This window comes from Variovorax saccharolyticus (assembly GCF_030316765.1).
GTDB classification, from domain to species: Bacteria; Pseudomonadota; Gammaproteobacteria; order Burkholderiales; family Burkholderiaceae_C; genus Variovorax; species Variovorax saccharolyticus.
Genome location: NZ_JASZYT010000015.1, coordinates 33,599 through 59,457, shown reverse-complemented (window position 1 = coordinate 59,457; position 25,859 = coordinate 33,599). Strand labels below are relative to the sequence as shown.

Below are 25,859 nucleotides of genomic sequence, written 5' to 3'. Positions count from 1 at the left end.
TAGGTGTCAGCAATACCAACGTGCAATGGCCTTCCATTCTTCCTTGTAGTCATATGCCAGTTATCGCGCCGCGCCGGTTCTGCCCAGGGCCGACGCGGCAATTCCCCATCATCTTAGGAGAAGTCAAATGAACCGCCTTCCGATTCGTCCATTGAACGTCATGGTCACGTACCCTGACCCTATCGTTTGCACCGGTCTCGTCACGGCGTTGCGCCAGCATGAAGACCTTCAGATTTTCGTCGACGGCAGTGACGACGCAACGTGCCGCCCGGTCCACATCGATATAGTGATCGCAGACTATCCAAACGCGTTACGGCTCATTCAAGAGGGTCGCCAATCGGCTCACGGGAAAGCGGCTGGACCGAGAATCCTGGCGCTCACCGCCAACGACCGCGAGGCGGATATCCGGCGCGCCGTCCAGCATGGCGTTCACGGGTATCTGCTGCTGGGCGGCTCGCTGGTTGAGCTCGTCGACGCTGTCAGAGCAGTGGGCAACGGCGCAAGGTACCTCTGCCCCGTCGCGGCGCAGCGCATGGCTGACAGCCTCGCCGGGGCAGTCCTCACCCTGCGCGAGAACCAAGTGTTAAGGCTCGTCGCGACGGGTCATTGCAACAAGGAGATCGCCAGGCACCTCGCCATCGAGCTGGGGACGGTGAAGTCGCACGTGAGCGCCATCATGACCAAGCTCGGTGCCATTTCCCGCACGCAAGCCGCCAGCATCGCGGTCAATCGCGGCCTGGTCGACGAGCAGAAGCCGACTTCATTCGCCAGCTTTGGGCCGAGCGCGCGCATGCTCGAGGCGCGACCGCAGTTTGCCTGAGGCGCATCTGCATGCCGCGAAACTCAGCAAGGCACGTGACTCAGCTGTCCACCTCCCATCCCGCTCAACGGCTGACTCACACGATCTCTTCGGTGAGATAGCGCCGCCTCGAATTCAACCTGGAGATCAATGTGAATCTGACTGGAACACTGATCATCGGTGCCATCGATGTCATAGGAACCGAAGGCAGCCTGCGTGCACTTGATCCCGACACGGGCCATGAGATCGACCCGCCGTTCTCGCTTGGAGGCATTGCAGAGGTCGATCGCGCCGCAAGGCTGGCCGATGAGGCTTTCGAGAGCTACAGCCAAACCACACCGTCACTGCGCGCAGCGTTCCTCGAGCGCATCGCAGCCAATCTTGACGCTCTGCGCAGCGAACTGGCGCTGCGCGCGTCCATGGAGACGGGCCTGCCCGCAGCATCGCTGGAATTGGAAGCGCTCAAGACGGCAACGCAGCTGCGCCAGTTCGCGCAGGTGGTGAGATCCGGGGACTTCCAGCGGGTGGCCATCGACCCGGCCCAACCGGAGCGTCTGCCCCGTCCACGCATGGATCACCGCATGCACAAGGTGGCGCTGGGCCCCGTGGTCATCTTCGGGGCAAGCAATTTCCCCATCCTCTATTCAGTGGTCGGCGGTGACACGGCCTCCGCCCTGGCGGCAGGTTGCCCCGTGATCCTCAAGGCACACAACGCGCACCCGGGCGCCTCGGAACTAGAGGCCAGAGCCGTTCGGGACGCGGTCCGCGAAAGCGGGTTTCACGAGGGCGTGTTCTCGCTCTTGCGCGGGCCGGGCAACGAGATCGGGGAGGCGCTGGTCACGCATCCGCTAGTGAAGGCAGTCACCTTCACAGGTTCCCAAGGCGGCGGGATGGCGCTGTTTCGCGCTGCGCAATCGCGCGAAGAGCCGATTCCGGTGTTTGCGGAGATGACGAGCGTGAATCCCACCTTCCTCCTGCCGGGCGCCGTGGCCGGCCGTGGTGCAGAGATCGGCGCAGGGTTCATCGAGCGAATGCTCGTGAACGTCGGGCAAGCCTGTCTCAAACCGGCTATCGCAATCGCCGTAGACGGTCAGGGCCTCGCCGGCCTTCGCGCGGCCATGACAAAAATGGTCGTTGCGACGGAGGCCAGGACGATGCTGACACCTGGCATCTTCCGCGCCTACTCGGCCGGCCTGACGAGAATGCGGGACCATGGCGCGCGCCGGATCGCCGAAGGCAAGGCGCCGACCGGCCAATGGCACGGCCAGGCCTGTCTTTTCGAAACGAGCGGATCGACGTTCCTGACCCAGCCCGCTCTCTCCGAGGAGGTTTTCGGACCCTCCGCCCTGCTGGTCGTCGTAGCGTCCGTCGATGAGATGGTCCGGGTGGCGCGATCGCTTCGCGGCCAGCTGACGGCAACCATTCACCTGGACAACTCGGACTCCCCGACCGCTTCACGCCTGATTCCGATCCTCGAGCGGCGCACCGGCCGTCTGATCGCCAACGCCTTCTCGCATCCCCAGGAAGTCTCCCATGCAGCCATTCACACGGGCCCATTTCCTGCCACCACGGACAGTCGCTTCACGTCCGTCGGCATGACGTCCATCGACCGGTTCTTGCGACCGGTCTGCTATCAGGGCTTTCCGGAAGCGCTCCTGCCTGAGGCTCTTCGGGCGGACAACCCTCTCAAGCTGACCCGGCTGGTGGACGGCGAAAGCGCCTGCCCCGACTCCCCGTGAAACCCAGGCCGTTGCCTGTGTGCCATGTCCGAACGGATTTCCAGGCCAGCCCCGACTGCGATCGGCCGATCAAGGGTCCGAAGAAGGTGCCAAGAACCGATGCCGCCGTCGGGTCGAGACAATGCGCTACGGAGCGGCCGATTCAGGCGGCGTGCTCCAGGCAGCGCTCGGGGCGCACGGTACCGTGAAAGAGAAGGTGGCACCGGGCGCATCGAGATTGGATTCAGCCCAAAGACGGCCGCTGTGCCGCTCGACGATCGAGCGGCTGACGAATAGCCCGATGCCCATACCGCCCGCCTTGGTTGATTGGAAGGCCTCGAACCGGGCTTCCGGTTGTTGCGACGGCAGTCCCTCTCCGACATCGCGGACGCTCAAGGTCACGCGTTTGCGACTCGCATCGAGCGCGGTCCGAACCCACAGCTGGCGCGCTCGACCGACTGCGCTCTCCATCGCTTCAGCGGCGTTGCGAACCAGGTTCAGGATGACCTGCTGCAACTGGATGCGGTCTCCCATGACATGCGGAAGATCCTCATCGAGTTCCTGGAGCACGACCACCTGTCGCCTTTGCAAGTCGCTCGCGGAAAGGACGAGAACCTCCCTCGCCGCCTCGTTCAGATCGAGGGGTTCCGGCGCGAAATCCCTCTTGCTAAAGAGTGCCCTGAGCCGATCTACGACATGGGAGACTCGTTCGGCGTCGCGCTTCGTACGCTGAATCGTCATTCGCACGCCTTCGGTGTCCACCGGTACACCGTCCAGCAAACGCAAGCCGGTAGCGGCGTTGACGAGAATGCCCGAAAGGGGCTGGCTGATCTCGTGGGCGATCGATGCGGTAAGGGCACTGATCGACATGACCCGGGACATGTGTTCGAGCTTGGTGCTCGCCTGGGACAGTGCATCGTGCGCGCGCCTGCGCTCCGTCAAATCCAGCACATAGGCCACCCCGCGTTCGCCGGGCTCCTCGAAGATGGCGACACCGATGAGAACCGGGACGCGCGAGCCGTCCTTGCGAACATACTCCGCCTCGAAGGGCTGCAGCGTCTTGCTGGTCAGAAGCTGCGGCGCCCAGGTCTGTCGGGCGAGCTCGCGAAACTCCGGTGGGATCAGGTCGGTCCATCGCAGCCTGCCCGTGGAGATGTCTTCGCGCTCGTAGCCCACCATTTCCAGGAAGGCGTCATTGGCTTCGAGCACGGGACCCGCAAGTTCCCAGATAAAGATGCCGATGATGTTGGCATCGACCAGGCGACGAATCCGGGCCTCGCGCTCTGCAAGATCGCGGTACAGACGGGCATTCTCGAGCGAGATGGCGGCCTGCGAGACCAGCACCTTGAGCACAGCGATGCGCGCCGGCAGAAACACGCTCGGCGCCAGATTGTTCTCCAAGTAGAGGACGCCGACGAGCTTCGACTGATTCGCCAGAGGCAGGCACAGCACGGAGCGCACCTGACGGCGCGCCACGTAAGAGTCTGACGAATGAGGAGAAGTGGCCGATGCGTCGTTCAGAACGACGCTTTCCTGCGTATGCAGCACGTAACGCAAGACAGTCTGTGGCAGCTTCTCGCCGTCGGCCGGCTGATCGACCAGCTGCACGCTCACCGCATCGCTCAGTGTGGTCGCTTCAGCCGCGATCCGCAGCTGTGCCCCCTTTGCGAGAATGAGCAGCGCACCCTGTGCACCCGCGTGCTCGATGGCCGAACGCATCAAGGTGTCGATCAGATTCTCGGGCAGCACCTCGCGAGAGATCGCCTGAGACACCCGGATCAAGGTGGTGAGGTCAAGGTGCTCGGTCGGTGCCGCGATCGTGCCGTCAAAAGCACTGGACTCCTCCGTGCCCAACTGCGGGTACAACTGGTCGAGCTGCCGCACTTTTCCTCCGGCGCCCCAGCGAACGTAGCCCCAGCGCGCGTTGCGCAAGTACGCCAGCGCGATGGTCGGGAAATCGCGCGCCGCATGAAAGCGTCCGGCCAATTCATTTGCGAGCGCTTCGTTGTGGACAAATCCGTTCTCGCGCGCCGAGCGAATCGCGGTCTCGTACAAGCGCTCGGCCTCCCTCTCGCGGCCCTCGACGCGGGCGAGTTCCGCGCCGACCAGCAGGGCGCGATGCTGGAAGCTCTCGGAGCAGTTCCGGGAAAGCTCCACGAGATGCGTGTGATGCTCGCGCAACGCTCCAACATGCTGCTGGCGTCCGCCCGACGACGCGTCGCGGCAGGCGGCGGCGTGGCTCAGCGCCCCGTAAAAGTGAGCCTCGGCGGCTTCGAGGGAGGATGGCGATGTCCAAATCAGCCGCCACGCCTGCGAGGAGGCTTGAAGGGCGGCTCGAGGGTCTCCACCGACGAAGCGCGCCTGGAGCTTCCGGGTCCAGTATCGAAATTCGACGAAGGCTTGCCCAGGACTGCTCGAAAGACGCTTCTCGATCTGAGCTTCATGGCATTGCGCGTCATCGAGGTGGCCGAACGCGGGTGTCAGGCCTCTTAGCATGCGCACCAACGCCAGCTGAATGGCGATGACATCGACCACCAGACGAAAGCCGGCACGCTGCGCGAACGCGAGGCCGCGCTCGGCTTCGAGCTGCACGTCTGTCAGCGGATCGCCGGCGGCCAGTAGATTGGAGATGAGGTGTTGAAACGAGATCGCCGCATACGTGAGGTCACCGGCGGCACATGCGGCATCGAATGCGTCGCGGATGAGGCTGCGTACTTCTCGCAATGGCGACGTACGCGTGGCCACCGAGACCGCGTAACTCAGCCGCGTCCTGGCCTCGAACCGCCGCAGGCCGCGCCGCTCGACCAGGTCGAAGCCGAGGCGCCCGAAGCGAAGTCCGGCATTGTCGTTGCCGAAGCGGGCCCCGGCAATCCTGGCGGCGTGGACGTAAGCCAGACACGACGCGTCGGTATTGCCATGCTCGAGGCTGAGATTGACCATGCGCCAGAGGAGCAAGGACAGAAGGTTCTCGTCCGTCAACGAGGCCGGTGTGACAGCCCTGTTCAGCACCTCCAGCATGGCCACGGATTGCGGATCGCTCATCAGGGGCAGGTCGATGAGTTCCTCGATCTCGCGGCCGTCGAGGAGAACCAGCATTCGCTCGTACTCGCGACGCGCCTCCTCCTGCGTCGGATTCGGTGACCACTCGACGCCTCGACGCCAAAGGTAGTCAAGGCAGATGTCGATCGCTCGATGGCTGTGGTTCAGCGTGGTATAGACATCGATGCGCAGGCAAGCCACCGCGGCCTGGTCCATGGGCTCGATGGCGCGAGACACGAGTGCAGTCAGGCGGCCCTCGGCTGCCGACAGCTCGCCCGTCAGGAACTCGCACTCTGCCCGGTGCAGTTCCAGTGCGAACCTGAGGTAGGGCCGCCGGTCCCAGCCCGCGTCGGACAGCACCTCGGCACCGGCAACGAGGTACCCCAGGGCCGATGCATATGCCGTCGAGGCCTTCGCCCGCTTGCCGGCCACCAGGTTGAGTTCCGCGAGGTGCGCCCTTTCAGCTGGCGACGCGATCAACGAGGCGCCTCGGTTCAACTGATTGACGATCTCGAAGATCGCGTCGTCCCGCTTTTCCTGGGGGATCATCTGGGCCAATCGCCTGCCGATCTGCAAGTGCAAGGCAGGACGCATGGCCTGCGGAATCAGTGAGTACGCCGCCTCTTGAACGCGGTCATGAAGAAAACGGTAGGAGCCCTCCGAATACAGGATGAGGTCGGTTCGAAGTGCTTCATGCAGATCGTCCAGAAGCTTGGCGTCCGGCTCGTCGCGTACCATCGACAGCAGTTCGAGTTCGGCACTGCTTCCGAGACAGGCGAGCAACTGCAGGACCTCGAGGGAGCGCGGAGGGAGGCCGCGGAGCTTGCCAATCATGAGGTCGGCGATGTTGTCCGTGTATCCCTTGGCGCGAATGCGGTCGAGGTCCCATATCCAGCGCGGGGTGTCTGGATCGAAGCGGACCATCCCCTCCTCGGCAAGCGCTCCAAGAAACTGAACCACGAAGAATGGATTGCCGCCGGTCTTCTCATGTACCAGCTCCGCGAGTCCGACGGCATGCTCCTGGCCGCAATGCAGCGAGTCGGCAACGATTTGGGTCACGCTCTCGCGAATCAGGGGCACCAGGGCAACCTCGTGGACGGAGGAATTCACCTTGCGCACTTCATCGAGCATGCGTCGCAGCGGATGGGACGACGTGACCTCGTTGTCACGATAGGCACCAACCAGGAGCAGGTGACGCGCGTCCGGATGCGCCAGGAGGTCTTCGAGGAGATCAAGCGTCGCCGAGTCCAGCCATTGAAGGTCGTCGAGAAACAGAGCCAGCGGATGCTCTGGCGTGGCGAACACTGCCAGGAAGCGTCGAAAGACCAGTTGGAACCTGCGCTGCGCATCCTGGTGCGACAACGCCGGCACTGGTGCCTGATCACCAATGATCAGCTTGAGTTCAGGGACCAGGTCCACCATGAGTTGGCCATTCGGTCCGAGCGCCTCGCGGAGCGCGTCACGCCATTGGACAAACTCGTCCTCGCTCTTGGTCAACAACGAGCGAAGCAGGCCTTGAAAAGCCTGTGCCACCGTTGCATACGGGATGTCGCGCTTGAACTGATCGAACTTGCCCGCAGCGAAGAGCCCTCGCGACGGCACAAGCACCTTGTGGAGTTCGTTCACCAGCGATGACTTTCCCATACCTGCGGAGCCGGAGACCAAGACGAATTCAGGCGCACCGCCATGAACGCTGCGCTCGAAGGCGGCCAGAAGATGTGCTGTTTCTACCTTCCGGCCGTAGAGCTTCTCCGGGACCAGCAGGCGATCAGGGATATCGTGCTCACCCAATGGAAAACTGGAGATGCGGCCTTCGCGCTCCAGTTGCGCGAAGCACCGTCGAAGATCGCGTTCGAGGCTCGCGGCCGTCTGGTAGCGATCCTCGGCCGTCTTTGCGAGCAGCTTCAGGACGATCGCGGAGACCTGCGCAGGAACATTGGCCGCCCTCAGCTCTGGCGGCGGTGGCTGGCGGGCCACGTGGCAGTGCACCCACTCCATCGGGTCTCTGGCGGCGAACGGCAGCGTGCCGGTCAGCATCTCGTACATGACGATTCCGAGCCCATACAGGTCGCTGCGGCCGTCTATGGAACGGTTCATCCGCCCGGTCTGCTCGGGCGCCATGTAGGCGAGCGTGCCCGCGATGGTCTCCGGGGGCACGGGCACTTGACGTTGGCGCGGCAGCCTCGAAGCAATCCCGAACCCGGTCAACCAGACGTGGCTCGTCGAAACGTCGACGAGGACGTTTGCCGGTTTGACGTTCTTGTGAACGATGCCACGACGGTGCACTTCGCCGATGGCACCTGCGAGCCCCGCCACGAGGCGAAGACAAAGCTCAAGCGCCATCGGGGCCTTGCCAGAGCGGGACAAAACCGAGGCAGTTCCTGTCGGCGCCGCTTCGAGCAGGCGATCAAGGGGCTCGCCCGGCACGTCCTCCAGCACCAGGGCGGTGCGTCCCTGCCAACGCGTCATGGCGATCGGTCTGATGGCCCACCTCGATTCGAGCTCGCTCCGCAGGTTGAACTCGTGCTCCAGCATGCGCAGGCGATCGGTCCGTGGTTGCTCAGGCGTCGGTGTCGCTACCAGGACTGTGTTCGGCGAGGTAGTCGCGCTCGCCGTGGCCCGGCCTCGGAGGAGCGTGAACTCGCTGTCCCGGCGGAGCAACTCCAGCGTGTAGCCTGACAGGTTCAGAGTCTCTCCTAGCATGTTGCGACGAGCCAGCGGGACGTCTCCATGGGCATCCACCACCTGTTGTCCACGGCGCAGCGTCCTCCTGCAAGGCTTCGCCTCGACTCACTGACGTGCGGGGTATCCGGGACACGAGTAGTATCGTTCGCTTCGAGAGCCGAGTGTCAGCGAGGGTCACCGATCGCCTGGCATCGATGACCAAGGACAGATTTGCCGGCAAAGCCTCCAGAAATGCGGACGACGCTCGACAATCGGGCTCGACGAGCATGGCCCGATCCGAGCTCGGGTCCAGACCGTCGGGTCTTGCCCGGGGTCACGCGGCGCGTCGTGCTCGCGACCGCGCTTGCCTATGGGATCCCCCCGCCAACCCGTGCGATGGACCCGGCTTTGAATCTCGTGGTGCCGTTTCCTGCAGGAGGTCCGGTGGACGCGATCGGCAGGATCCTCGCGAGGTCCCTGAGCGCCCACTTGAAGGAAACCGTTATCGTCAGCAACGTCGCTGGCGCCACCGGCCGGCGCGCAGCGGTACAGGTCGCGCATGCACGGCCCGACGGGCGCACGCTGCTGATGGGAACCAGCGCAACCCACGCCATCGCGCCGAGCGTGTTTCCAAGACTCTCCTACCGCCCCGACCAAGACTTCACCGCCGTGGGCAGTGTCTGCAGCACGCGGCTGCTGCTGGTGGCAAATCCGGCCTTCGAGGCCCGATCGTTGGAGGGTCTGATCGCCGTCTCGCAGGCCGCCTCGCTGCCGCTGCTCTACGGCTCGTGGGGAACCGGCTCAGGCGGACATCTGGTCGCCGAGGCGATCCGGCTGCATCGCGGCATCGATCTGTCGCACGTACCATATCAAGGCATCGGACCGATGATGCAAGACCTGCTGGGCGGGCAGATCCCGCTGGCGGTCAGCGACATGGCGGGTGCCCTCGCCTTGGCTCGCGAGGGCAAAGTGATCCCTCTGGTCATTTCCGGCACGTCGCGGTACCCCCAGTTGCCGCAGGTCGCCACGCTGGCTGAGTCAGGCGTTCCGTTCACCACTGAGAGCTGGTGCGCACTGTTCGCGCCCGCACGCACGCCGGGGCCCGTACTGGCACGCCTTGAATCGGCGCTTCGAGCGGCGCTGGCCGAGGTGTCGGTGCAGCAGGCGTTGAGGGTCCTCGGATATGAGTCGGAGCCTCTCGGTCGCGAGGTGTTTCTGCGTCAATGGCAGCTCGATATCGCGGCCTGGCGCCGGATCGTGGTCGCTACAGGCATTCGTCTCGACTGACCGCCCGCATCGAACGCCGTCGGGTGGCGTGACCAAGCTGCGCAGCAGCCCCGGGCAGCTGCGCCCATTGACAAAAGCCTACCGCAAGCAACTTGGAGTCGGGATGCGCACTGTTCTGGTGGCCAGTTGGATTTCCCGAAGAAAGTAAGCCAAGCCGACCACCAAGGTCAACGTCACGCCGGTGAACAGAAGCCCCAGAAGCCAACTCAGCCTGATCTGCAACATCACTTCGAGGAACAACGCCGCTATCACCGTGCAGACAAGCAGCGCGGAGAACGTGCTGGCCGTTATCGCTGCACCCGCCAAGTAGCGCCTGTGCTCCAGGCTGTCCAGCTCAACCTGGATTGCGGCCACGATTTGGCGTTCGCGCGGAATCGGACCTTCGGTCAGCTGCCGCCCGCGGTCAACGATGCGCGCAAGGCGCCCTGCCATGGCGTTGAGAAGCCCCGCAATGCCGGTCAGCAGGAAAACAGGTGCGAGTGCCAGCTGAATCGCGTGCGCCACGTCACTGGGGTTCACGATCTGAGTTGCAAACAGGTTGACCGGATCCGTCGCGGCTCCCGACCTTCGCACTGACGCCCCGGAAGCGACTTGACGCTGGTGCGAGATCGGTTTGAGCGTGCAGTTGGTGCCTTGCAGTCATGCCCAAAGAATGAGCGGCTCGCGCCCAAAGAACACCCTCTGCATGCCGGACATGAGTCCCCTTCTGAAGGCCGAATGACTGCCCATCCGCGAGAGCGAGTCGCATCACGGCCATCGGTCGGATACAAGGTCGAGAATGATGGCGAACAATGTGTGATCGATCCTCAACCACATTGGCGCAGCATGGAAAACAAGCTTCAAATTCAGCCTGAGCACTCCCCGACCCTGCAATCCTTCGGAAGTCTGGTTCCGGTCCGGCTGGGCCTCGCAGACGACGTTCGCCACCGCAGCGTCGCCGCCTTGAACCGTCTCCTGGCCCACACCATTGCCGTTCGCGATCTGTACAAGAAAGCGCATTGGCAGGCATCGGGGCCAACGTTCTACGAACTGCACCTGCTGTTCGACAAGCACTATGCCGAGCAGGACATCATCATGGACGCGTTGGCCGAGCGGATCCAGGCCCTCGGAGGCGTGGCTCGCGCGCTGGCTCGCGACGTGGTCGAGGAAACCCGACTGGCACGCGCTCCCAGCGGCGTCGAGAGCACCATCGACCAGCTGCGGCGGCTTGTCGATGCGCACGAGTTCATCCTTCTCGAAGCACGACCCCTGTCCCGCGAGGCGGCATCGGCAGGCGACGAAGGCACAAACGACCTGATCGTCGGCCAGGTGGTACGGGGCAATGAACTCCAAAGCTGGTTCGTCTTGCGGCATCTCACCGCGCAGGGCGCTGCCCATGCCGCCGCGTGACGCGGTCGAAGAGGCCGGGCTGGAGTCCTTTCCGGCAAGCGATCCGCCTGCATGGGGAATCGCCGCCGGGAAACCACCCGCAAGAGGGGGCGATGGCACTCCGGTCACGAGTGCCACCGCTGCACTCAGTGCGAAAGCCCTGAAGCAGCAACGGGGACCCCTTCCCCCTCGGAATGCGCGTCCGACGAATCGTGGCCCGAAGCACCGCCGCTGACAGCGCCTCATTGATTCGCGTTCGGCCGCCAAACGCTCCAAGCCGAAAGCGCCGTCGGCGACCGACCCGCATGAAGAAGACCGTTTCCTACCTCAACAGGAGCCAGAGGTTTGCCATCGCGATCAGCGTGAAGATGGTCCATCCCCCGGCTTTCAGCCAAGGCCCGTTCACGAAGTGTCCCATCAGCGATCGATCGCTGGTGAACCGCAGCAAGGGCCAGATTGCAAAAGGCAACTGGAAGCTAAGAACGACCTGGCTGGCGACCAGCAGCTTTCCGACGCCGCCGTCGCCCAACCAGAGCACGCCACCCAGCGCGGGCAGCAGCGCCAAGCCGCGAGTGATGAGACGACGCTGCCAGCAAGATATTTTCAGATCCAGGAACCCTTCCATGATGACTTGGCCCGCGATCGTGCCGGTGATCGTGGAGCTTTGCCCGGACGCGAGCAATGCGATACCGAACAGCACGGATGCCAGGCTCGTGCCGACGATGGGGTCCAGCAGGTGGTACGCATCCTGGATCTCCGAAACGTCGTGATGGCCCGTGGCGTGGAAGGCACTGGCCGCCAGCGTCAGGATCGCGGCGTTCACAAACAGCGCGAGCAGCAACGAGATGACTGTGTCGAAGGTGGACAAGCGCACTGCAGATGCAAGGCTCTCCGGATCATTGTTCACGTGTCGCGTCTGGACGACGGACGAGTGCAAATACAGGTTATGCGGCATCACGGTAGCGCCCAGAATTCCCACCGCAAGATAAAGGGCGCGCGGCTCCTGCAGTGCCTCCAACCGAGGCACGAAGCCGCGGGCCACTTCCACCCAGTGCGGTCCCACGAGAATCAGCTCCACCAGGAAGCAGATCCCAATGGTTGCGATGAGAGCAAGAACGATTGCCTCGACATGCCGAAATCCCTTTCCTCGAAGACCCAGGACGATGAGCGTGTCCAGTGAGGTGATTGCAATCCCGACGGGCAGCGAAACACCAAACAGCAACTGCAACGCCAACGCACATCCCAACACCTCCGCGACGTCGCACGCGACAATGGACAGTTCGGCCAGCAGCCAAAGCACACGGTTTGTCGCCGGCCGATAGTGCCCGCGGCAAGCGCGCGCCAAGTCCAACCGTGCCACCAGACCAAGGCGGAGTGCAAGCGTCTGCAGCAGCATGGCAGCCAAACTCGCGATTGCCACCACGAACAGCAAAGTGGGTCCATAGCGAGCACCGGCCTCTATGTCCGTGGCCCAGTTGCCGGGGTCCATGTAACCTACCGCCACCAGCAGCCCTGGGCCGGCAAATCGAAGCGGATGTCGCCAGGCGCGACCTCCTGGCAACGTGGCGATGCTGCCGCGTACGTCCGTCGGCGAGAACGGTGCGCTTGAGGTGTGCGGTAGGGATGACATTCGCCTGCTCGTTGTCCACGGATGGATGTGATGGTTCGCCGCGACCGGACCCCGATCGAAAGCCCGACGACCCCCGATTTCGATCGCCCATTGAAAACGCGAGTCCAGTGATGAGACTCGCGAGCGCAGCCGCCTAGAGCGAAGAGATCGATGCGACGATCTGCTCTGTCGTCACGATCGCATTGGCGTAGTTCGGCATGTTGACATCGAGCGCAGAGTGCATCTGCTCCTCCGTGTAGCTCGCAGTCGCATCCCTGACGACCGTCACCTCGTAGCCGATCTCCGCCGCGTAGCGCACCGTGGCCTCCACGCAGGTGTGGGCGACCAGGCCGACAACGATGAGCTGGTGAATGCCGTGCCTGTTGAGTTGCAGTTCCAGATCGGTATTGGCGAAGCCGCTCGAGCACCAGTGCTCCTGGGCCACGATCTCGCCCGGCAGCGGAGCAAACTCGCTTCGGATCTCGCCACCCCAGGTTCCGAACTCAAAGCTCTTGCGGCCCCAAGCGGCCCTCTGGATCGGCGCGACATACTTCCAGGTTTCGTAGTCGCCGGGCCGGTAGCGGTGATGCATCGCATAGAAGACGCGAAGCTGCGCCTTCCGGGCTGCCTCAAGGACCTGGAGCATGTTGGGAATGCATCCATTCGCCTGCGCGACGCCTTTCAGGCGATCCCAGATCTTGCCGCCCTCGGAAATGAAGTCGTTGTAGGGATCGATCACGAGAAGTCCCGTGACTTTCTTGTCGTATGTGACGGTTTCCATGCTTCGCCTTCCAGTCAGGGCGTGGCTCGGCCCAAGGCGTGGCGTTCGATGCTCTTGGCGAAGCATGGCGTCTCCTGCCGGTTGTGAGCCTCCGAGATCGGTCGACGAGTGGCCTGGAACACCTCTCGCGGAATCCCCTGTTGCGCAATCATGGTCAGAAGCTCGGGCGTGAAGGTGCTACGCACCGTGTTCCTGAACTCGCACGTCTGATCGTCAATTCTCTTGACGCTCAGGTCCCAGATCACGCCGACCTTGGTTCGACCGGTCGGCGTGAAGATGTCGGAGTTCGAGACGAGCCTGAGGTGATCGGGTTTGCCGATCTCTTCCACATAGTGCTGGACCATCACGCTTCCGCCCAGGATCTCGACGTTGATCGACATGCGGCGTCCGTCGTCCGTCGTGGTCGTGCCGCAGGCGTTGTGCGCAGGCGAGGCCTTCTGGTACTCCGACTCGGGGAGGGTGAAGCACCATTCAGCGATATCGACCTTCTCGATCGGTGCATGAATGGTCGCTGAATAGCTTGATTCGACGAGCGTGTTCTCTTCCATTGGGATCTCCTTCCGGGTTGATTCGCAGCACGAGATGTGCAATGCGATGCGGCAAAGGTTAGAGAGCGGCCCCTTCGGCGCCATCACGCTGACGTCATATCGATGGATCGGTCCGAAGACCTACTACCGCCCCTCGCGTCCGCGTGATGCCGGACATCGGCCTGCGCCCAGCCGGTCAGCTCCGGGCTGGCAGCAAGCCGCCGTTGGCGACGCTGTCCGAACAAGCCCTGCATCGTTTGGACTAGGAAGAGCTAAGTCTCAAGCGCGTAGGCGCGGCGCTGGGGATTCCCGACACTTGGTCAGCACCCAGAAAGCGACGCGCTCTCCCGGTAGCGCGTCGGATCCGATTCAACCCACTCACCAAGGAATCAGCATGTCCCAATCCATCATCGTCGTCTACTTCAGCGGCTTCGGCCATACCCAGCGGATCGCACAAGCAGTGGCCACCGCTGCAGGGGCCCAATTGCTGAGAGTCGACGAAGCCGGCAATCTCCCGCCGGGCGGCTGGGAGCAACTGGCTGCGGCTGACGCCATCGTGTTCGGAACGCCGACCTACATCGGCAGTGTCAGCTGGCAGTTCAAGAAGTTCATCGATGAATCTTCGAAGGTCTTTTCTGTCATGGGGTGGAAGGACAAGCTTGCCGCGGCATTCACAAATTCCGCCGGAATGAATGGAGACAAGGCTTCGACGCTCTACGCACTGTTCACCATGTCGCAGCAACACGGCATGCTGTGGGTGGGCACCGGGCTGCTGCCGAGCACGACCAAGGCAGCCAAGCGAGACGACATCAATTTCGTTGCGTCCTTCACCGGCCTTGCGACCACCACGCCATCAGATGCCTCGCCCGAAGAAATGGTCCGAGGGGATCTGGAAACGGCGCACCTGTTCGGCCAACGCGTGGCGGCTACGCTCGCCCGCTTGCAGGAAAGCGCAGACGTCGCCTGAGTGTGCCTGATCGGGCGTCTGAACCAGCGTCACCAGGTCGGCGCCGTGCGGGGCGCGATCGGTAACGCAGCGTACGGCGGACTGCACGGAGTTGAACTCGCGAGCCACCCGCCGAGCACGAGATCCTGGCCTTCTCAGGCAGCGGCACTACCCCCCTTGGGCACGGGATGCGTTCGAATTCGTAGTTCGCACTGTCGAGCCGCGAGGGAATGCTGGCCTCAATACATTGAGGCCATCGCTCCAGCGGGAGAACCGGACCCTCTCGCGCGGCAGCGGCGTTTCTGCACGCCTGCACCGACGAATTCCGGCGGCTCCACGCGTGGCCGACCTGAACTTGCACCGTTCGGCCCAAGTTCTCTCTTTCGTTGGACCGATGGCGGATCAAACCCTCTACCTTCGGACGTCCAAGTGGGAGACTGACACCATCGTGCAATGGCGTCACAGGTGGCATTTCTATTGAATCCCTATCTGCATCGAAGTGCTCTCGTCCATCCTGGAAGGAGCATGAGACCCACCAAGGAGCCGATATGATCGACCAAGCCGCTCGCCATTCACAACCCTTCGCGATTCCACCTTTTCAGCGTTCGACACGACCCAGTCCCTGCATTCCCGCGCTATTGCAGCCAGCAGAAGTCACGCAGTATCGCCAGATGGAAGCTGCCTTCCGTGCCAGTGGGGGCATCGTCAGTGCCGACGAAGTGGTCTCCATGTTGAACCGCCATACGGATCAGCCCATCTCACAGTTGGCACGCTGGATCGTCGACCATCGCGTGCTTAGCTTCCAGTGGCGCTCTGGCACGAAGCTGCCTCTGTTCCAGTTCGACTTGCCCAGCATGGTGCCTCGTTCACGCGTCGTGGCGGTGATCTCCGAGCTGGTCCCGGCGCTGAGCGATTGGGAGGTATGCCTCTGGCTCGTCACGCCGAACGCGTGGCTGGCCGAGGCCAAGCCCTTTGAGGAATTGGATCAGAACGCGTCGGCGGTGATCGACGCGGCGCGTGCCGAGCGGTATCTGTTGCGCGGCTAGGTTTCTTACGCCGGCCTCGCATGGATCGCTTCCCGGTCTCCACGCGTGAATTGCCCCAACCAGCGGATGGCAATTCGTCGAGCGCATTCGCCCCCTTCAACCACGAGACTCTTCCAAGCGTCCACCCCGCAACGCGTATCGATTGGCCATACCACGACGCGAGGGACGGCCGATACCAAGGTATCTGCAACACCATCGTCCAATGGATGCGCCACCCGGTTTCTGTTGTCATGGCGTTGCGTCTTCACTGCGCGTCGCGAAGACCGGTTTCTTCCAGGCGAAATCTTTCGATGCCTGGCCACCACCAGCTAAGGAGTTTGAAATGAAGCATCTTTTCTCGACACTCGCCCTCGTCGGCACCCAAGTTCTGGCTTCCGCGGCCTATGCGCAGACGCCACCCACAGACAAGGCAGCGGCCCGTGCGGAGCGCAAGGAGCAGGGCACTGAAGCCTCGCGCGCTTTCAAGCCGGGCGAGGGAGACCCGAAGCCTGAGCCCAGGGCCAAAGTGTCCAAGTCCGATCGCGCCGCGGCGAGGAAGGCGCGCATCCCCGAGGGCGCCGAAGCTACGCGAGAGTTCATGCCAGGCGAAGGGGACCCGATTCCGGCTGCCACCGCCAAGCTGTCGCGCGAGGAACGCTCCGCTGGCCGCAAGGCCAGCCGATCAGAAGTAGCAAGGGAAAACAAGGCCGGCCAGCTGCCTTCGTTTAGCGACAACTACGGCGGGAAGTAAAGGCTCGGCGCGTCTGGGCAGGTCAACTCGCCCTCCTCCGCGCCGCCGGGAGATGGGCGAGTCCTCGATGCCCTTTGTTGCTCGGCGGCTGTCGACCGACCTTCACCCGGCAATACAGGACACAGAGCGCCCCCATGACGCCAGTCCAACGCCCCTCATGAGGCGTGCCGATTGAAAAGCGAATCGGGCACCAGGCAGGCTGCACGCGGGTCGACGCGACGTCACTCCGGGCCACCTGGCTATCTGGCTATCTGGCTATCGGGCCGGACCCGGGAGCCCCAGCCTCGCTGCCATGTTCACCAGGTTCGGCAGTGACGCGGCCTTCATCTTGCGCATCATGCTGCCGCGATGGGCCTTCACGGTGATCTCGCTGATTCCGAGTTCGCCCGCCACCTGCTTGTTCAACAGCCCGGTGATCACCAGACCCATCACTTCCCGCTCGCGGCGGCTCAGCGAAGCATGGCGGTCTGCGAGCGCCCGCATCTCCCCCTCGTCGTCGAGGGCAGCGCGACTTCGCTCGATCGCTTTCTGGATCGTGCTCACGAGTACTTGGTCGTCAAAGGGCTTGGTCAGAAACTCGAAGGCGCCGGCCTTCATCGCCTGGACAGTCATCGGAATGTCGCCGTAGCCGGTGATGAAGATGATCGGCATGTCCATGCGATCGGCGGCAACTTGCTTTTGCAGATCCAGGCCGTTGAGATCTGGAAGGTTGACATCAAGCAGCAGGCAGCTGGGTGCAATCGTCCGGGGGCGGGCCAGAAACTCCTTCGCGGAGGCAAAGCCCTCAGGCACCCATCCCACACATCGGATCAACAGCTCCAGCGATTCGCGAATCGAGATGTCGTCGTCGACCACAAACACGATGGGCGTGGGCTGCGCCTCAGCCAGCGATTGCGGTTTGTCATTTTCGATCCTCGTGTGCATACCGATTCCTCAAGACTTCAGAAGCGCGATGGTCAGGGTGCCGTCGTGGCAGCCTTCAACGCCTGAAGCATATCGACGTCACTGAAGGGCTTGAACAGACACTCGACAGCCCCTTGTCGAAGCAGGCGCTGCCGAAGGGACTCATCCCTGTGGGCCGTGATGAAGATGACCGGTACACGGCATCCACGTCGCCCCAGTTCCAGATGAAGGTCTGGGCCCGACATGCCTGGCATCGCGATATCGAGGATCAGGCAGTCGGTCCCCTCGATGCCGTCGGATGCAAGAAACTCCAGCGCTGACGAGAACGAACGCGCGGCGTAGCCAAACGCGGTCACGAGAGGAGGCAGCGACTCGCGAACCGACTCGTCATCATCTACTACCGATACTACCAACTGAGCATGCATGCGGGCGTCCTTACGGCTTCCGGAATGATCTTATGCAGATGCCCTCTGAACCGCAATCCATAGCCTTGCCGATCAAGACACGCAACAGGCGACCCAAGCTCGTTCGTCATCCCGTAGGATGCTCGCTTCCCGGACGGACGTAAACAATACTTTGGTGTTGGTTCGCCCCGCAGCGCCTGAACATGCTGTCCAGATGGCGCATCCACTTCTCCGCCGGGCGCATTCGCGCCGATGTTGGCATGTCGCCTTCATCGGCGGGCCGGGTACGGCAAGGTCTCAGGAGATGTGCAGCTCAAACAGCGTCGGATCCTTCCACCGCGCTCAGCTTCTCCAGCACCAGGTTGATGAATGCCGACACCGCCAGCGGCAGGTGCCTTCGGCTTGGATACAGCACGCTCAGCCCTCGGCCGGTTCGTCGGTACTGCGGCATCACCGGCACCAGCAGGCCGGCGTCAATGTCGCGCCCGACCAGCGCTTGCGGCAGCAGCGCGACGCCGAGTCCGGCCAGGGCCGCCTTGCGCAACGCCTGCGCGGTGTTGCCGCTGATGCGGCCGGTGACCTGCACTTCTTCTTCCTCCCCATCGGGTCCGCACAAGCGCCAGGTGGTGCGGCCGCTCGGGTGCGCGGAGTTGACGCAGTCATGATTTGCCAGTTCTTGCAGCACGCCAGGGACACCTCGCGCGGCAAGGTAGGCGGGGCTGGCCACCATGCCATCACTGCGAACGCCCAGAAGTTGACGTCCGACGTAGCCGGAATCGCGCATCGCACCGCCCCGAAATGCGACGTCGATCTGCTCGGCGATCAGATCTGCCGGGGCATCGCTGAGAACGAAATCGAGCCGCACCCGCGGATGCGCGGCAAGAAAGTCCGCCACCCAAGTCATCGGGAAGAAGTCGAAGAAATCTGCGGGCGCGGCAACGCGTACCAACCCACTGGGCTCCTGGCTCCCGGTCTTCAACTCCTGTCCGGCTTCGAAGAGCCCGTCCACTGCGCCTGCACAGCGGTCATGAAACTCCCGGCCTGCGTCGGTGAGAGCGAGTTTGCGCGTCGAGCGTTGCATCAGTCGGGTGCCCAGTTGGGCCTCGAGTTGCTGCATGCGTCGGCTCAGGGTATTGGGCGGAACGCCGGTCCGCCGCGCCGCTTCGGCAAAGCTGCCGGCGCGCACCACCTGCACAAACATGGCAATGTCGTTCAGGTCGAACATGAGACGCGATTCCTTTCAGCGATGGATGAGTGCAATCCGATTCTGCCGGCTAGTCGACCGGCGTTGGTCGCCCTAACCTTCGAGCATCGGGCCGGACCCCTCCGGCGCATACGCAAGGAAACAACTTGAGCTCACCGCAACCACGCATCGGCATCGTCATCGGCTCCACCCGCGAAGGGCGCTTCGCCGAGAAACCCGCGCACTGGATACACGAAATCGCCAAGCAGCGCAGCGACCTCGCCGCCGTCGAAATGATCGACCTGCGCGATCACCCCCTGCCCTTCTTCAACGAGGCCATTCCCTTGAGCTACGCTCCGGCGCAGAACGAGGCGGCCCGGCGATGGGCCGGCAAGCTCGCCCCGCTCGACGGACTGATCGTGGTCACCCCCGAGTACAACCACGGCCCGAGCGCGGTTCTCAAGAACGCCTTCGACTACGCCTGCCAGGAGTTCAATCGCAAGCCGATCGGCTTCGTCGGCTATGGTGGCGTCGGCGCGGCCCGCGCCATCGAGCAGCTTCGCCTGGTGGCCATCGAACTGCAGATGGCGCCGGTTCGAAATGCGGTCCACGTCGGCATGGTGGAGTTCCTGGGTATCTGGCAACAAGGCAAGAACTTCGAGGACTTCCCTCATCTGGCGCAAGCAGCCGCCGGAATGCTCGACGACCTGGCCTGGTGGGCCAAGGCGCTCAAGGCCCAAAGGGAGGCGTCATGACCGCCGCCACGGCGTCCACAGGGCGCGCGATCGTCCATCGGACACGGGGCAGCAGGCAGGGCCCGATCACCCGTCTTGTCAGCCCCGGTGACCTGGGCGAATTGTTGAAGCCCTTCGTATTCCTCGACCACTTCGCCTTTGAAGCCGACCCTGGCTACAAAGGCTTCGGCATGCACCCGCACTCGGGGATCGCGACGCTGACCTACATGGCCGAAGGAAGCGTGCGCTATGAAGACACGACCGGCGAGAAGGGAGTCCTGCCCGAAGGTGGCGTGGAGTGGATGCGCGCCGGCAATGGCGTGTGGCACACCGGCGCGCCCCTCGGCGGCTCGCCGGTCGGCGGCTTCCAGCTCTGGGTTGCGCTGCCCGCGGCGGAAGAAAACGCTCCGGCCCAAAGCCTCTACCTGGCGCCCTCCCAGGTGCCGCAGGTGGGGCCCGTGCGCGTGCTGCTCGGAAGCTACGGAGTTGCCACAAGTCACATTCCGGCGCCGGCTCCGATGAATTACCTGGCCGTGCGACTGACCGACGGCCAGCGATGGCGTTACGCGCCGCCTGCTGGCCATACGGTGGCCTGGGTTGCCGTCAACGAAGGTGGCCTGGGCGTGGGCGACCGCAGCGGCGGCCCTGTCGCCACGGGTGAACTGGCGGTGTTCGAAGAATCCGGTGTCGCGATCGACGTCGAGGCTCATGGCGATACGGCGTTCGTCCTGGGCTCGGCCGCGAAGCATCCCCATGCGCTCGTCACAGGGTACTACTCGGTCCATACGAGCCCCGAAGCTCTCGAGCGGGGCGAGGCGGAGATTCGCCGCATCGGCGCGCGACTGAGCCCGGAGCAGCGCGCAAGCTGACGCCCCGTGGGCACCCTCTGCCAGAACCCGTCGCACATGCTCAGCCGCGCAGCGACCTGAAGCCCGCACGCAGCTCCGACACAAAGAGCTGAGGCTGCTCCCACGCCGCGAAGTGGCCACCTTTGTCGACCTTGTTGAAGTAGACGAGCTTGGGATACGCCCGCTCCGTCCAGCTGCGCGGGGCAGCATAGATCTCGTCCGGAAATACGCTGACGGCAACGGGAATCGACAGGTTCTTCGGAGCGAAGAAGGGCAGCTTGCTTTCCCAGTACAGGCGCGCCGACGAGACGCCCGTCGTCGTCAACCAGTAGAGGGTGATGTTGTCGAGGATGTCGTCTCGCGTGAGACCCTCCGACTGGCCGTTGAAGACGCGCGCGATCAGTGCGTAGCTGCGCGCGTCATGATCGAGCATCCAGGCGGCGAGCCCGATCGGCGAATCCTCGATGCCGTACAGCGTCTGCGGACGGTTTCCCATCTCCTGCGCGTAGGCGACACCATGCTTGTAGAAGAAATCGAGCTGATCGAACGCGTGCTTCTCGTCCGCCGAGAGACCCGCCGGCGGCGGGTTGCCGAACTGGAGCGCCTTGGCAACGTCGTCTGGCACGGTGGCTGGCATGTTCGTGTGAATGCCGAGCAATTCCGGGGGAGCCTGCACGGCCATCTGCTCGGAGACCGCATTGCCCCAATCACCGCCTTGCGCCACGAATTGCTTGTAGCCCAGGCGCTTCATCAGCACGGTCCACGCCCGCGCGATCCGGATCGGGTCCCAACCGGTCGCGGTTGGCTTGCCCGAGAACCCATGGCCCGGAAGCGACGGAATCACGACATCGAAAGCGTCGGATGCGTTGCCGCCGTGGGCGGTTGGATTCGTCAATGGCCCGATGATCTTCAGCTGCTCGATGATCGAACCGGGCCACCCATGCGTGATGATCAGCGGCAGCGCGTTCCGATGGGTCGACCGAACATGGATGAAGTGGATGTCCAGCCCGTCGATCTCGGTCATGAACTGCGGCCACGCATTCAGCTTGGCCTCGCATTTGCGCCAGTCATAGGCGGTCGCCCAATAGCGCGCGAGCGCCTGGGTCGTCGCCAACTGCACACCCTGCGATGCATCGGTGACCGTTTCGCGTGACGGCCATTTGGTCGCCTTGATGCGCCGCCGCAGGTCCGTCAGTTCGCCTTGCGAAAAGCTCGGACGGAACGGTCGGATCGCATCCGAGCCGGATGCCTGCTTGTTGCGTTCGGTCGCAGCGGCTGCGTTGGCCGGATGAGGTTGCAGCGTCGAGGCGAGGACGAGGGGGCCGGCGGAAAGCGCCGCGGTCGAACCAGCAACAAAGTCGCGCCGGGTCAGGGATGAGGAAGTGGTCATGGCCGAATCCTTGTTTGGGGAACGAAATCAGACCAAACGAGAAGGCGCCGGTCCATTGGACGAAGGTGTCGGCTATACCTTGGTGCAATGGAACTCCGCAGTCAGCGAGTGAATGGAGACCGCGCGCGGCGATCACTCTTGCGCAGATCGATCGGATCGACCTGCGTCATCGTCCTCGCAGTCCCGGGCCAGCGCCTCGAAGGCGCTGCGCAGACGCGGCCGGGCGAAGTCGACGAAGGCACGCACCTTGGGAATCGCCAGCCGGCCTTGCGGCGACACCAAATGCACCGGCAACGGCGGATGCTCGTCCGCGCACAGGATGATTCGCAGCGTGCCGTCGGCCACGGCGGCGGCCAGGTGGTACGAAAACATGCGCACGACGCCGCGTCCCTGCACCGCCGACGCCACCGCGGCGCGGATGCTGTTGACGACCAACCGCGGGGTGAACTGCACGGTGCGTGGCATGCCCGAGCCTTCGCCCGCTGGCGGAAAGCTCCACGAGTCGATGCCGAAGTGCGTCATCGCGATGATCTCGTGCTGGACCAGGTCGGCGGGTTGCGCGATGGGCGGGTGCCGTGCCAGGTAACGCGGGGACGCGGCCAGCACGCGGCGCACCTGGCCCACATGCAACGCGACCAGCGTGGAGTCGGCCAGGTGCGCGATGCGCAGCGCGATGTCGATGCCCTCGTCGATCAAATTGACGGGACGGTCCAGCATGTGCAGCCGCACGGAGACGTCCGGATACTGGTCCATGAACTCGTCCAGCACGGGGCGAAGAATGGATTCGCCCGCAGCCACCGGCGCAGTGAGCGTAAGAGTGCCGCGCGGCGCGGAGCGCTCGCCGGCAGCCGTCATCTCGGCCTCTTCAAGGTCGATGAGGATGCGGCGGCAGGCCACCGCATAGCGTTCGCCCGCCTCGCTCAGCTTGATCGAGCGCGTCGTGCGATGCATCAGCTCCGTGCCTACGTGCTCTTCGAGGAAGGCGACTGCCCGGCTCACCGCGGCTGGCGACTTGCCCAGCTTGCGTCCCGCGCCCGCGAGGCTGCCCTCGTCGAGCGCGGCCACGAACACTTTCATGGCGTCAATTCGATCCACTTCGTTCCTCGTTGCGCAACACGAAACGCCCGGGCCTGGGCATTCATTCGCGATGCGGCGTTTTGTAGCATCGCTCGCGATCCGAAGGAAGACAAGTCAGGGAAGGCGGCCCGCGGCCCGACGCTGCTCGTAGGCCTTGACGTGGGTGTAGGCGAGCAGCAGCGTGTTGCACGCTATGGCGGAATTGACGGCCTTGTCCAGCATGTAGCCGAGGATATGCTCCGCCTCCGTCTGCCCGCCCCGTTCGATGTCGCGCAGCATCGACGTCGAGTATTGCGAGTCCTGCTGGGAGAACGTCTCCTCCCATGACTTCATGAAGGCCGCGCTTGGCGCGTAGCCGTTGGCGGCTGCGATCGCGGCGCCGCAGCGGAGTTGATCGAGAAAGATCTCGCGGCCGTGCGGGGTACGGACGATTTCACCGACGTTGGACCGCATGAGGCACGTCATGGCCGCCGCGGTCGACAGGTGAACCAGCTTCTCCCACATGCGCTGGACGATATCGGCGACCGCGAAGACCTCCACGCCCTTCGCGGCTTCGAACAGAGCCGCCAATGCCCTCACGCGCCCGGTGATCTCGCCGGACTGCTCGCCGAAGACAAGCGTTCGCCAGTCATTGAACTGCCGGATCGCGCCGGTCGGCGTGACCGTCGCCTGGATCTTGGCGGTACCGCCGAGCACGCGATGCGGGCCGAACTTCTCGTTCAGCACGTCCATATGCGCCTTGCCGTTCAGAAACGGGAGCACATAGCCGTCCGGCGCCAATGCCGGGGCGATGGTGGCGATGGCCGCATCGAGGTCATAGGCCTTGCAGGTCAGGATCACCGCGTCATAGACCGGTCTCAGTTCCGACGCCACGACGGTCTTGACCGCCAGCTGGGCATCACCGAACGGGCTCTCGATCCGCAAGCCCTGCTCGGAGAGGGTCTTTCGCCTGGCTTCCCGGACGACGAAGGTCACGTCGGCCCCGCTTTCGGCGAGGCGGCCGCCAAAGTAGCCGCCGGTGCCGCCGGCTCCGAGCACCAGAATCCTGAGTGGGTTCACAGTCGTTCCTTCTTGTCTTGCCGAGGGATCAGATCGCCTCGAGTTTGCGGATCTTGTCTTCGTCCCATTCGATGCCGCTGCCGGGACGTTGCGATGCCGACACCTTTCCATCGACCACTCGCAACGGCTCCTGCAACAGGGCATCCGCCCAATCGACATATTCGAGCCAGTGGGCCGTCGGCGTGGCGCAGAGCAACTGGGCGCTGACCTCGGGCATCAGGTGGGAAGACATCTCGATGCCGCTCGCAGCCGCCAGCGCAGCGGCCTGCATCCACCCGGTGACGCCGCCGATCCGCGCCACGTCGGGCATGACGTAGTCGGAGGCTCCGCGTCGCAGGGCGTGCAGCATGCCTTCCGGCCCGTTGAAGTTCTCGCCGATCTGGATGGCCACGCGGAGCGCGCTGGTGACGCGGGCATACGCCTCGCAATCCTCATGAAGGACGGGTTCCTCGAGCCAGTAGATGCCTTCCTCTTCGAGTTGACGGCCCCGCGCGATCGCCTCTGCCGCCGTCAGAGCCTGGTTGTAGTCCACCATGATGGCAATGGCGTCGCCGACCACGCGGCGAACCGCCTTCAAGGCCGCCATGTCCTCCGTCGCCGACGGATATCCCAGTCGGAGCTTGACCGCCTTCAGCCCCTTGGCAAGCAGCGCCTCCGCCTCTTTCGACAGACGGTCGGGGTCCATCAACCCGAGGCCGCGGCTGTCATAGGCCTGGAGTTCTCGCGGGCCGCTTCCCAGCAGTGTCGCGAGCGGCAGTCCCCTGGACCGCGCGAGCGCATCCCAGAGCGCCATGTCGAACAGCGAAAGCGCCATGCGCACCGCGCCCGTGACGCCGAGCAATGCGAACTGGCGCGACAGTGTCCGCGCCGAGCCATAGGGGGTCACCGGCATTCCCGCCAGCAGGTCGAAGGCTTCCGCCAGGTGCGCGGCGACGGCGCGGGCGCCCGAGGGCCGGTAGCAGAACGCGTAGGCATGCCCGACCGTGCCGTCGTCGGTCGTGAGATCGACCAGCAGCAGAGGAACTTTCCTGACAATGGCGGCGCTGGTTCCGAGCGTGAAGTTCAGCGGCACGAGCACGCCGCGCGTGCTCAGGGAGCGAAGCTTGACCGGTCGCAACGCACCATCGGCGGAGTTCGAGGATTCCATCGATTCGCCCGCTTCATTTCCCAGCGAGGTTGCGCGGGTCGTCGTGAGGATCCACGTACTGGATGCCCAGCGGGCCGCTGCCGGCGACCTGGGTCATGTAGTCGCCGGACTTCGCCCAGTGAAAGTGCGGCGTGTTGGCCGGCAGGACGACGACCGAGCCCGGCGCGTAGGCCTGCAACTTGTCGGGGTCGAAGGTGGTGCCCAGGCCGATGTAAAACACACCGGACACCACGGTGTAGATGCGGTCTTCCGGGTGGGTGTGCGGCATCAGCTTGACCCCGCCGGGCAGTTTCACCCGCACGACGTACGGGCCCGGCTTGGCCGGCTCCCCGACCAGGACCGCCAGGCGCGCCTGTGGCGGGAATGCCGGGAACGCCTGCCAGCGGACGTTTTCGGACAGCACCGAGCCGAACTGCTTGACGGGCAGGCTGCTCTGGGCCGGGTTGCCCGACGATTCGCCTGCGGACGCGCCTGAAGCCACCGGGCCCAGTGTCTGAGCGCCGGCGCCGGTGATGCATGCCGCGATGGCGGCGCTGGAAACAAGCTTCGTCAAGAATCGCATTTGGATACTCCGTGAATTCATCGACAACGAGTTTGATC

The 25,859-nt window shown here is 63.9% G+C and carries 22 protein-coding genes; 9 read left to right on the top strand and 13 right to left on the bottom strand.

All coding sequences use genetic code 11. The annotated features are described in order from the left end of the window. Window positions 1–127 precede the first annotated feature (127 nt). Together QTI45_RS32180 and QTI45_RS32175 are read left to right on the top strand one after the other, a co-directional pair. Window positions 128–820, top strand: a complete 693-nt coding sequence (locus QTI45_RS32180; RefSeq protein WP_286657267.1) for a response regulator transcription factor — start codon at window positions 128–130, stop codon at window positions 818–820. A 131-nt stretch (window positions 821–951) separates the two neighbouring features. Beyond that, a complete protein-coding gene (locus tag QTI45_RS32175; protein ID WP_286657266.1) occupies window positions 952–2,538 on the top strand; it encodes an aldehyde dehydrogenase (NADP(+)) in 1,587 nt (528 codons plus the stop codon). A 126-nt stretch (window positions 2,539–2,664) separates the two neighbouring features. On the opposite strand, the gene QTI45_RS32170 is transcribed toward QTI45_RS32175, so the two are convergent. Continuing rightward, window positions 2,665–8,259, bottom strand: a complete 5,595-nt coding sequence (locus QTI45_RS32170; protein ID WP_286657298.1) for a trifunctional serine/threonine-protein kinase/ATP-binding protein/sensor histidine kinase — start codon at window positions 8,257–8,259, stop codon at window positions 2,665–2,667. A 405-nt stretch (window positions 8,260–8,664) separates the two neighbouring features. Here QTI45_RS32170 and QTI45_RS32165 point away from each other — a divergent pair, with 405 nt between their 5' ends. Further along, window positions 8,665–9,507: a Bug family tripartite tricarboxylate transporter substrate binding protein gene (locus tag QTI45_RS32165; protein WP_286657265.1), complete on the top strand. Its 843-nt coding sequence runs from the start codon at window positions 8,665–8,667 to the stop codon at window positions 9,505–9,507. A 78-nt stretch (window positions 9,508–9,585) separates the two neighbouring features. Here the strand turns inward: QTI45_RS32165 and QTI45_RS32160 are convergent, their stop codons facing one another. Beyond that, on the bottom strand, window positions 9,586–10,026 hold the full coding sequence (locus QTI45_RS32160; RefSeq protein WP_286657264.1) for a DUF2721 domain-containing protein: 441 nt from the start codon (window positions 10,024–10,026) through the stop codon (window positions 9,586–9,588). 306 nt (window positions 10,027–10,332) lie between these two features. On the opposite strand from QTI45_RS32160, the gene QTI45_RS32155 reads away from it, so the two are divergent. Next, a complete protein-coding gene (locus tag QTI45_RS32155; protein ID WP_286657263.1) occupies window positions 10,333–10,896 on the top strand; it encodes a Dps family protein in 564 nt (187 codons plus the stop codon). 301 nt (window positions 10,897–11,197) lie between these two features. On the opposite strand, the gene QTI45_RS32150 is transcribed toward QTI45_RS32155, so the two are convergent. From QTI45_RS32150 to QTI45_RS32140, 3 genes are all read right to left on the bottom strand, one after another. Continuing rightward, window positions 11,198–12,505, bottom strand: a complete 1,308-nt coding sequence (locus QTI45_RS32150) for an Nramp family divalent metal transporter (RefSeq protein WP_286372986.1) — start codon at window positions 12,503–12,505, stop codon at window positions 11,198–11,200. Window positions 12,506–12,638: 133 nt separating this feature from the next. Next, entirely contained in the window at window positions 12,639–13,265 is a 627-nt protein-coding gene (locus tag QTI45_RS32145) for a cysteine hydrolase family protein (protein ID WP_286372985.1), read from the bottom strand. Between the two features lie 14 nt (window positions 13,266–13,279). Beyond that, entirely contained in the window at window positions 13,280–13,813 is a 534-nt protein-coding gene (locus tag QTI45_RS32140; RefSeq protein WP_286372984.1) for a hypothetical protein, read from the bottom strand. A gap of 373 nt (window positions 13,814–14,186) precedes the next feature. On the opposite strand from QTI45_RS32140, the gene QTI45_RS32135 reads away from it, so the two are divergent. The 3 genes from QTI45_RS32135 (at window position 14,187) to QTI45_RS32125 (ending at window position 16,514) form a co-directional block, all read left to right on the top strand. After that, a complete protein-coding gene (locus QTI45_RS32135) occupies window positions 14,187–14,759 on the top strand; it encodes a flavodoxin family protein (RefSeq protein WP_286372983.1) in 573 nt (190 codons plus the stop codon). A gap of 527 nt (window positions 14,760–15,286) precedes the next feature. Further along, the gene (locus QTI45_RS32130; RefSeq protein ID WP_286372982.1) at window positions 15,287–15,784 is read left to right on the top strand and encodes a hypothetical protein; all 498 of its coding nucleotides are present in this window, start codon (window positions 15,287–15,289) and stop codon (window positions 15,782–15,784) included. A 202-nt stretch (window positions 15,785–15,986) separates the two neighbouring features. Then, a complete protein-coding gene (locus tag QTI45_RS32125) occupies window positions 15,987–16,514 on the top strand; it encodes a hypothetical protein (RefSeq protein ID WP_286657262.1) in 528 nt (175 codons plus the stop codon). 255 nt (window positions 16,515–16,769) lie between these two features. Here QTI45_RS32125 and QTI45_RS32120 read toward each other — a convergent pair whose 3' ends face one another. From QTI45_RS32120 to QTI45_RS32110, 3 genes are all read right to left on the bottom strand, one after another. Continuing rightward, window positions 16,770–17,438, bottom strand: coding sequence for a response regulator transcription factor (locus tag QTI45_RS32120; RefSeq protein WP_286372980.1), 669 nt, complete (start codon window positions 17,436–17,438; stop codon window positions 16,770–16,772). Between the two features lie 32 nt (window positions 17,439–17,470). Beyond that, the gene (locus QTI45_RS32115) at window positions 17,471–17,842 is read right to left on the bottom strand and encodes a response regulator transcription factor (protein ID WP_286372979.1); all 372 of its coding nucleotides are present in this window, start codon (window positions 17,840–17,842) and stop codon (window positions 17,471–17,473) included. Between the two features lie 292 nt (window positions 17,843–18,134). Beyond that, complete coding sequence (locus tag QTI45_RS32110; protein ID WP_286372978.1) at window positions 18,135–19,046, bottom strand: LysR family transcriptional regulator; 912 nt, start codon at window positions 19,044–19,046, stop codon at window positions 18,135–18,137. Window positions 19,047–19,171: 125 nt separating this feature from the next. On the opposite strand from QTI45_RS32110, the gene QTI45_RS32105 reads away from it, so the two are divergent. Together QTI45_RS32105 and QTI45_RS32100 are read left to right on the top strand one after the other, a co-directional pair. Then, the gene (locus QTI45_RS32105; protein ID WP_286657261.1) at window positions 19,172–19,759 is read left to right on the top strand and encodes an NADPH-dependent FMN reductase; all 588 of its coding nucleotides are present in this window, start codon (window positions 19,172–19,174) and stop codon (window positions 19,757–19,759) included. Next, entirely contained in the window at window positions 19,756–20,607 is an 852-nt protein-coding gene (locus tag QTI45_RS32100) for a pirin family protein (RefSeq protein ID WP_286372976.1), read from the top strand. Before QTI45_RS32105 ends, QTI45_RS32100 begins: the two co-directional genes overlap by 4 nt. Before the next feature lie 40 nt (window positions 20,608–20,647). Here QTI45_RS32100 and QTI45_RS32095 read toward each other — a convergent pair whose 3' ends face one another. The 5 genes from QTI45_RS32095 to QTI45_RS32075 all read right to left on the bottom strand — a co-directional run bounded on the left by QTI45_RS32095 (window position 20,648) and on the right by QTI45_RS32075 (window position 25,821). Further along, window positions 20,648–21,976, bottom strand: a complete 1,329-nt coding sequence (locus QTI45_RS32095) for an epoxide hydrolase family protein (protein WP_286657260.1) — start codon at window positions 21,974–21,976, stop codon at window positions 20,648–20,650. Window positions 21,977–22,108: 132 nt separating this feature from the next. Then, complete coding sequence (locus QTI45_RS32090) at window positions 22,109–23,071, bottom strand: LysR family transcriptional regulator (RefSeq protein ID WP_286372974.1); 963 nt, start codon at window positions 23,069–23,071, stop codon at window positions 22,109–22,111. Window positions 23,072–23,167: 96 nt separating this feature from the next. After that, window positions 23,168–24,112, bottom strand: coding sequence for a ketopantoate reductase family protein (locus QTI45_RS32085; RefSeq protein WP_286657259.1), 945 nt, complete (start codon window positions 24,110–24,112; stop codon window positions 23,168–23,170). 28 nt (window positions 24,113–24,140) lie between these two features. Next, window positions 24,141–25,259, bottom strand: a complete 1,119-nt coding sequence (locus QTI45_RS32080; protein ID WP_286657258.1) for an enolase C-terminal domain-like protein — start codon at window positions 25,257–25,259, stop codon at window positions 24,141–24,143. 13 nt (window positions 25,260–25,272) lie between these two features. Next, entirely contained in the window at window positions 25,273–25,821 is a 549-nt protein-coding gene (locus QTI45_RS32075; RefSeq protein WP_286657257.1) for a cupin domain-containing protein, read from the bottom strand. Between the last annotated feature and the right edge of the window lie 38 nt (window positions 25,822–25,859).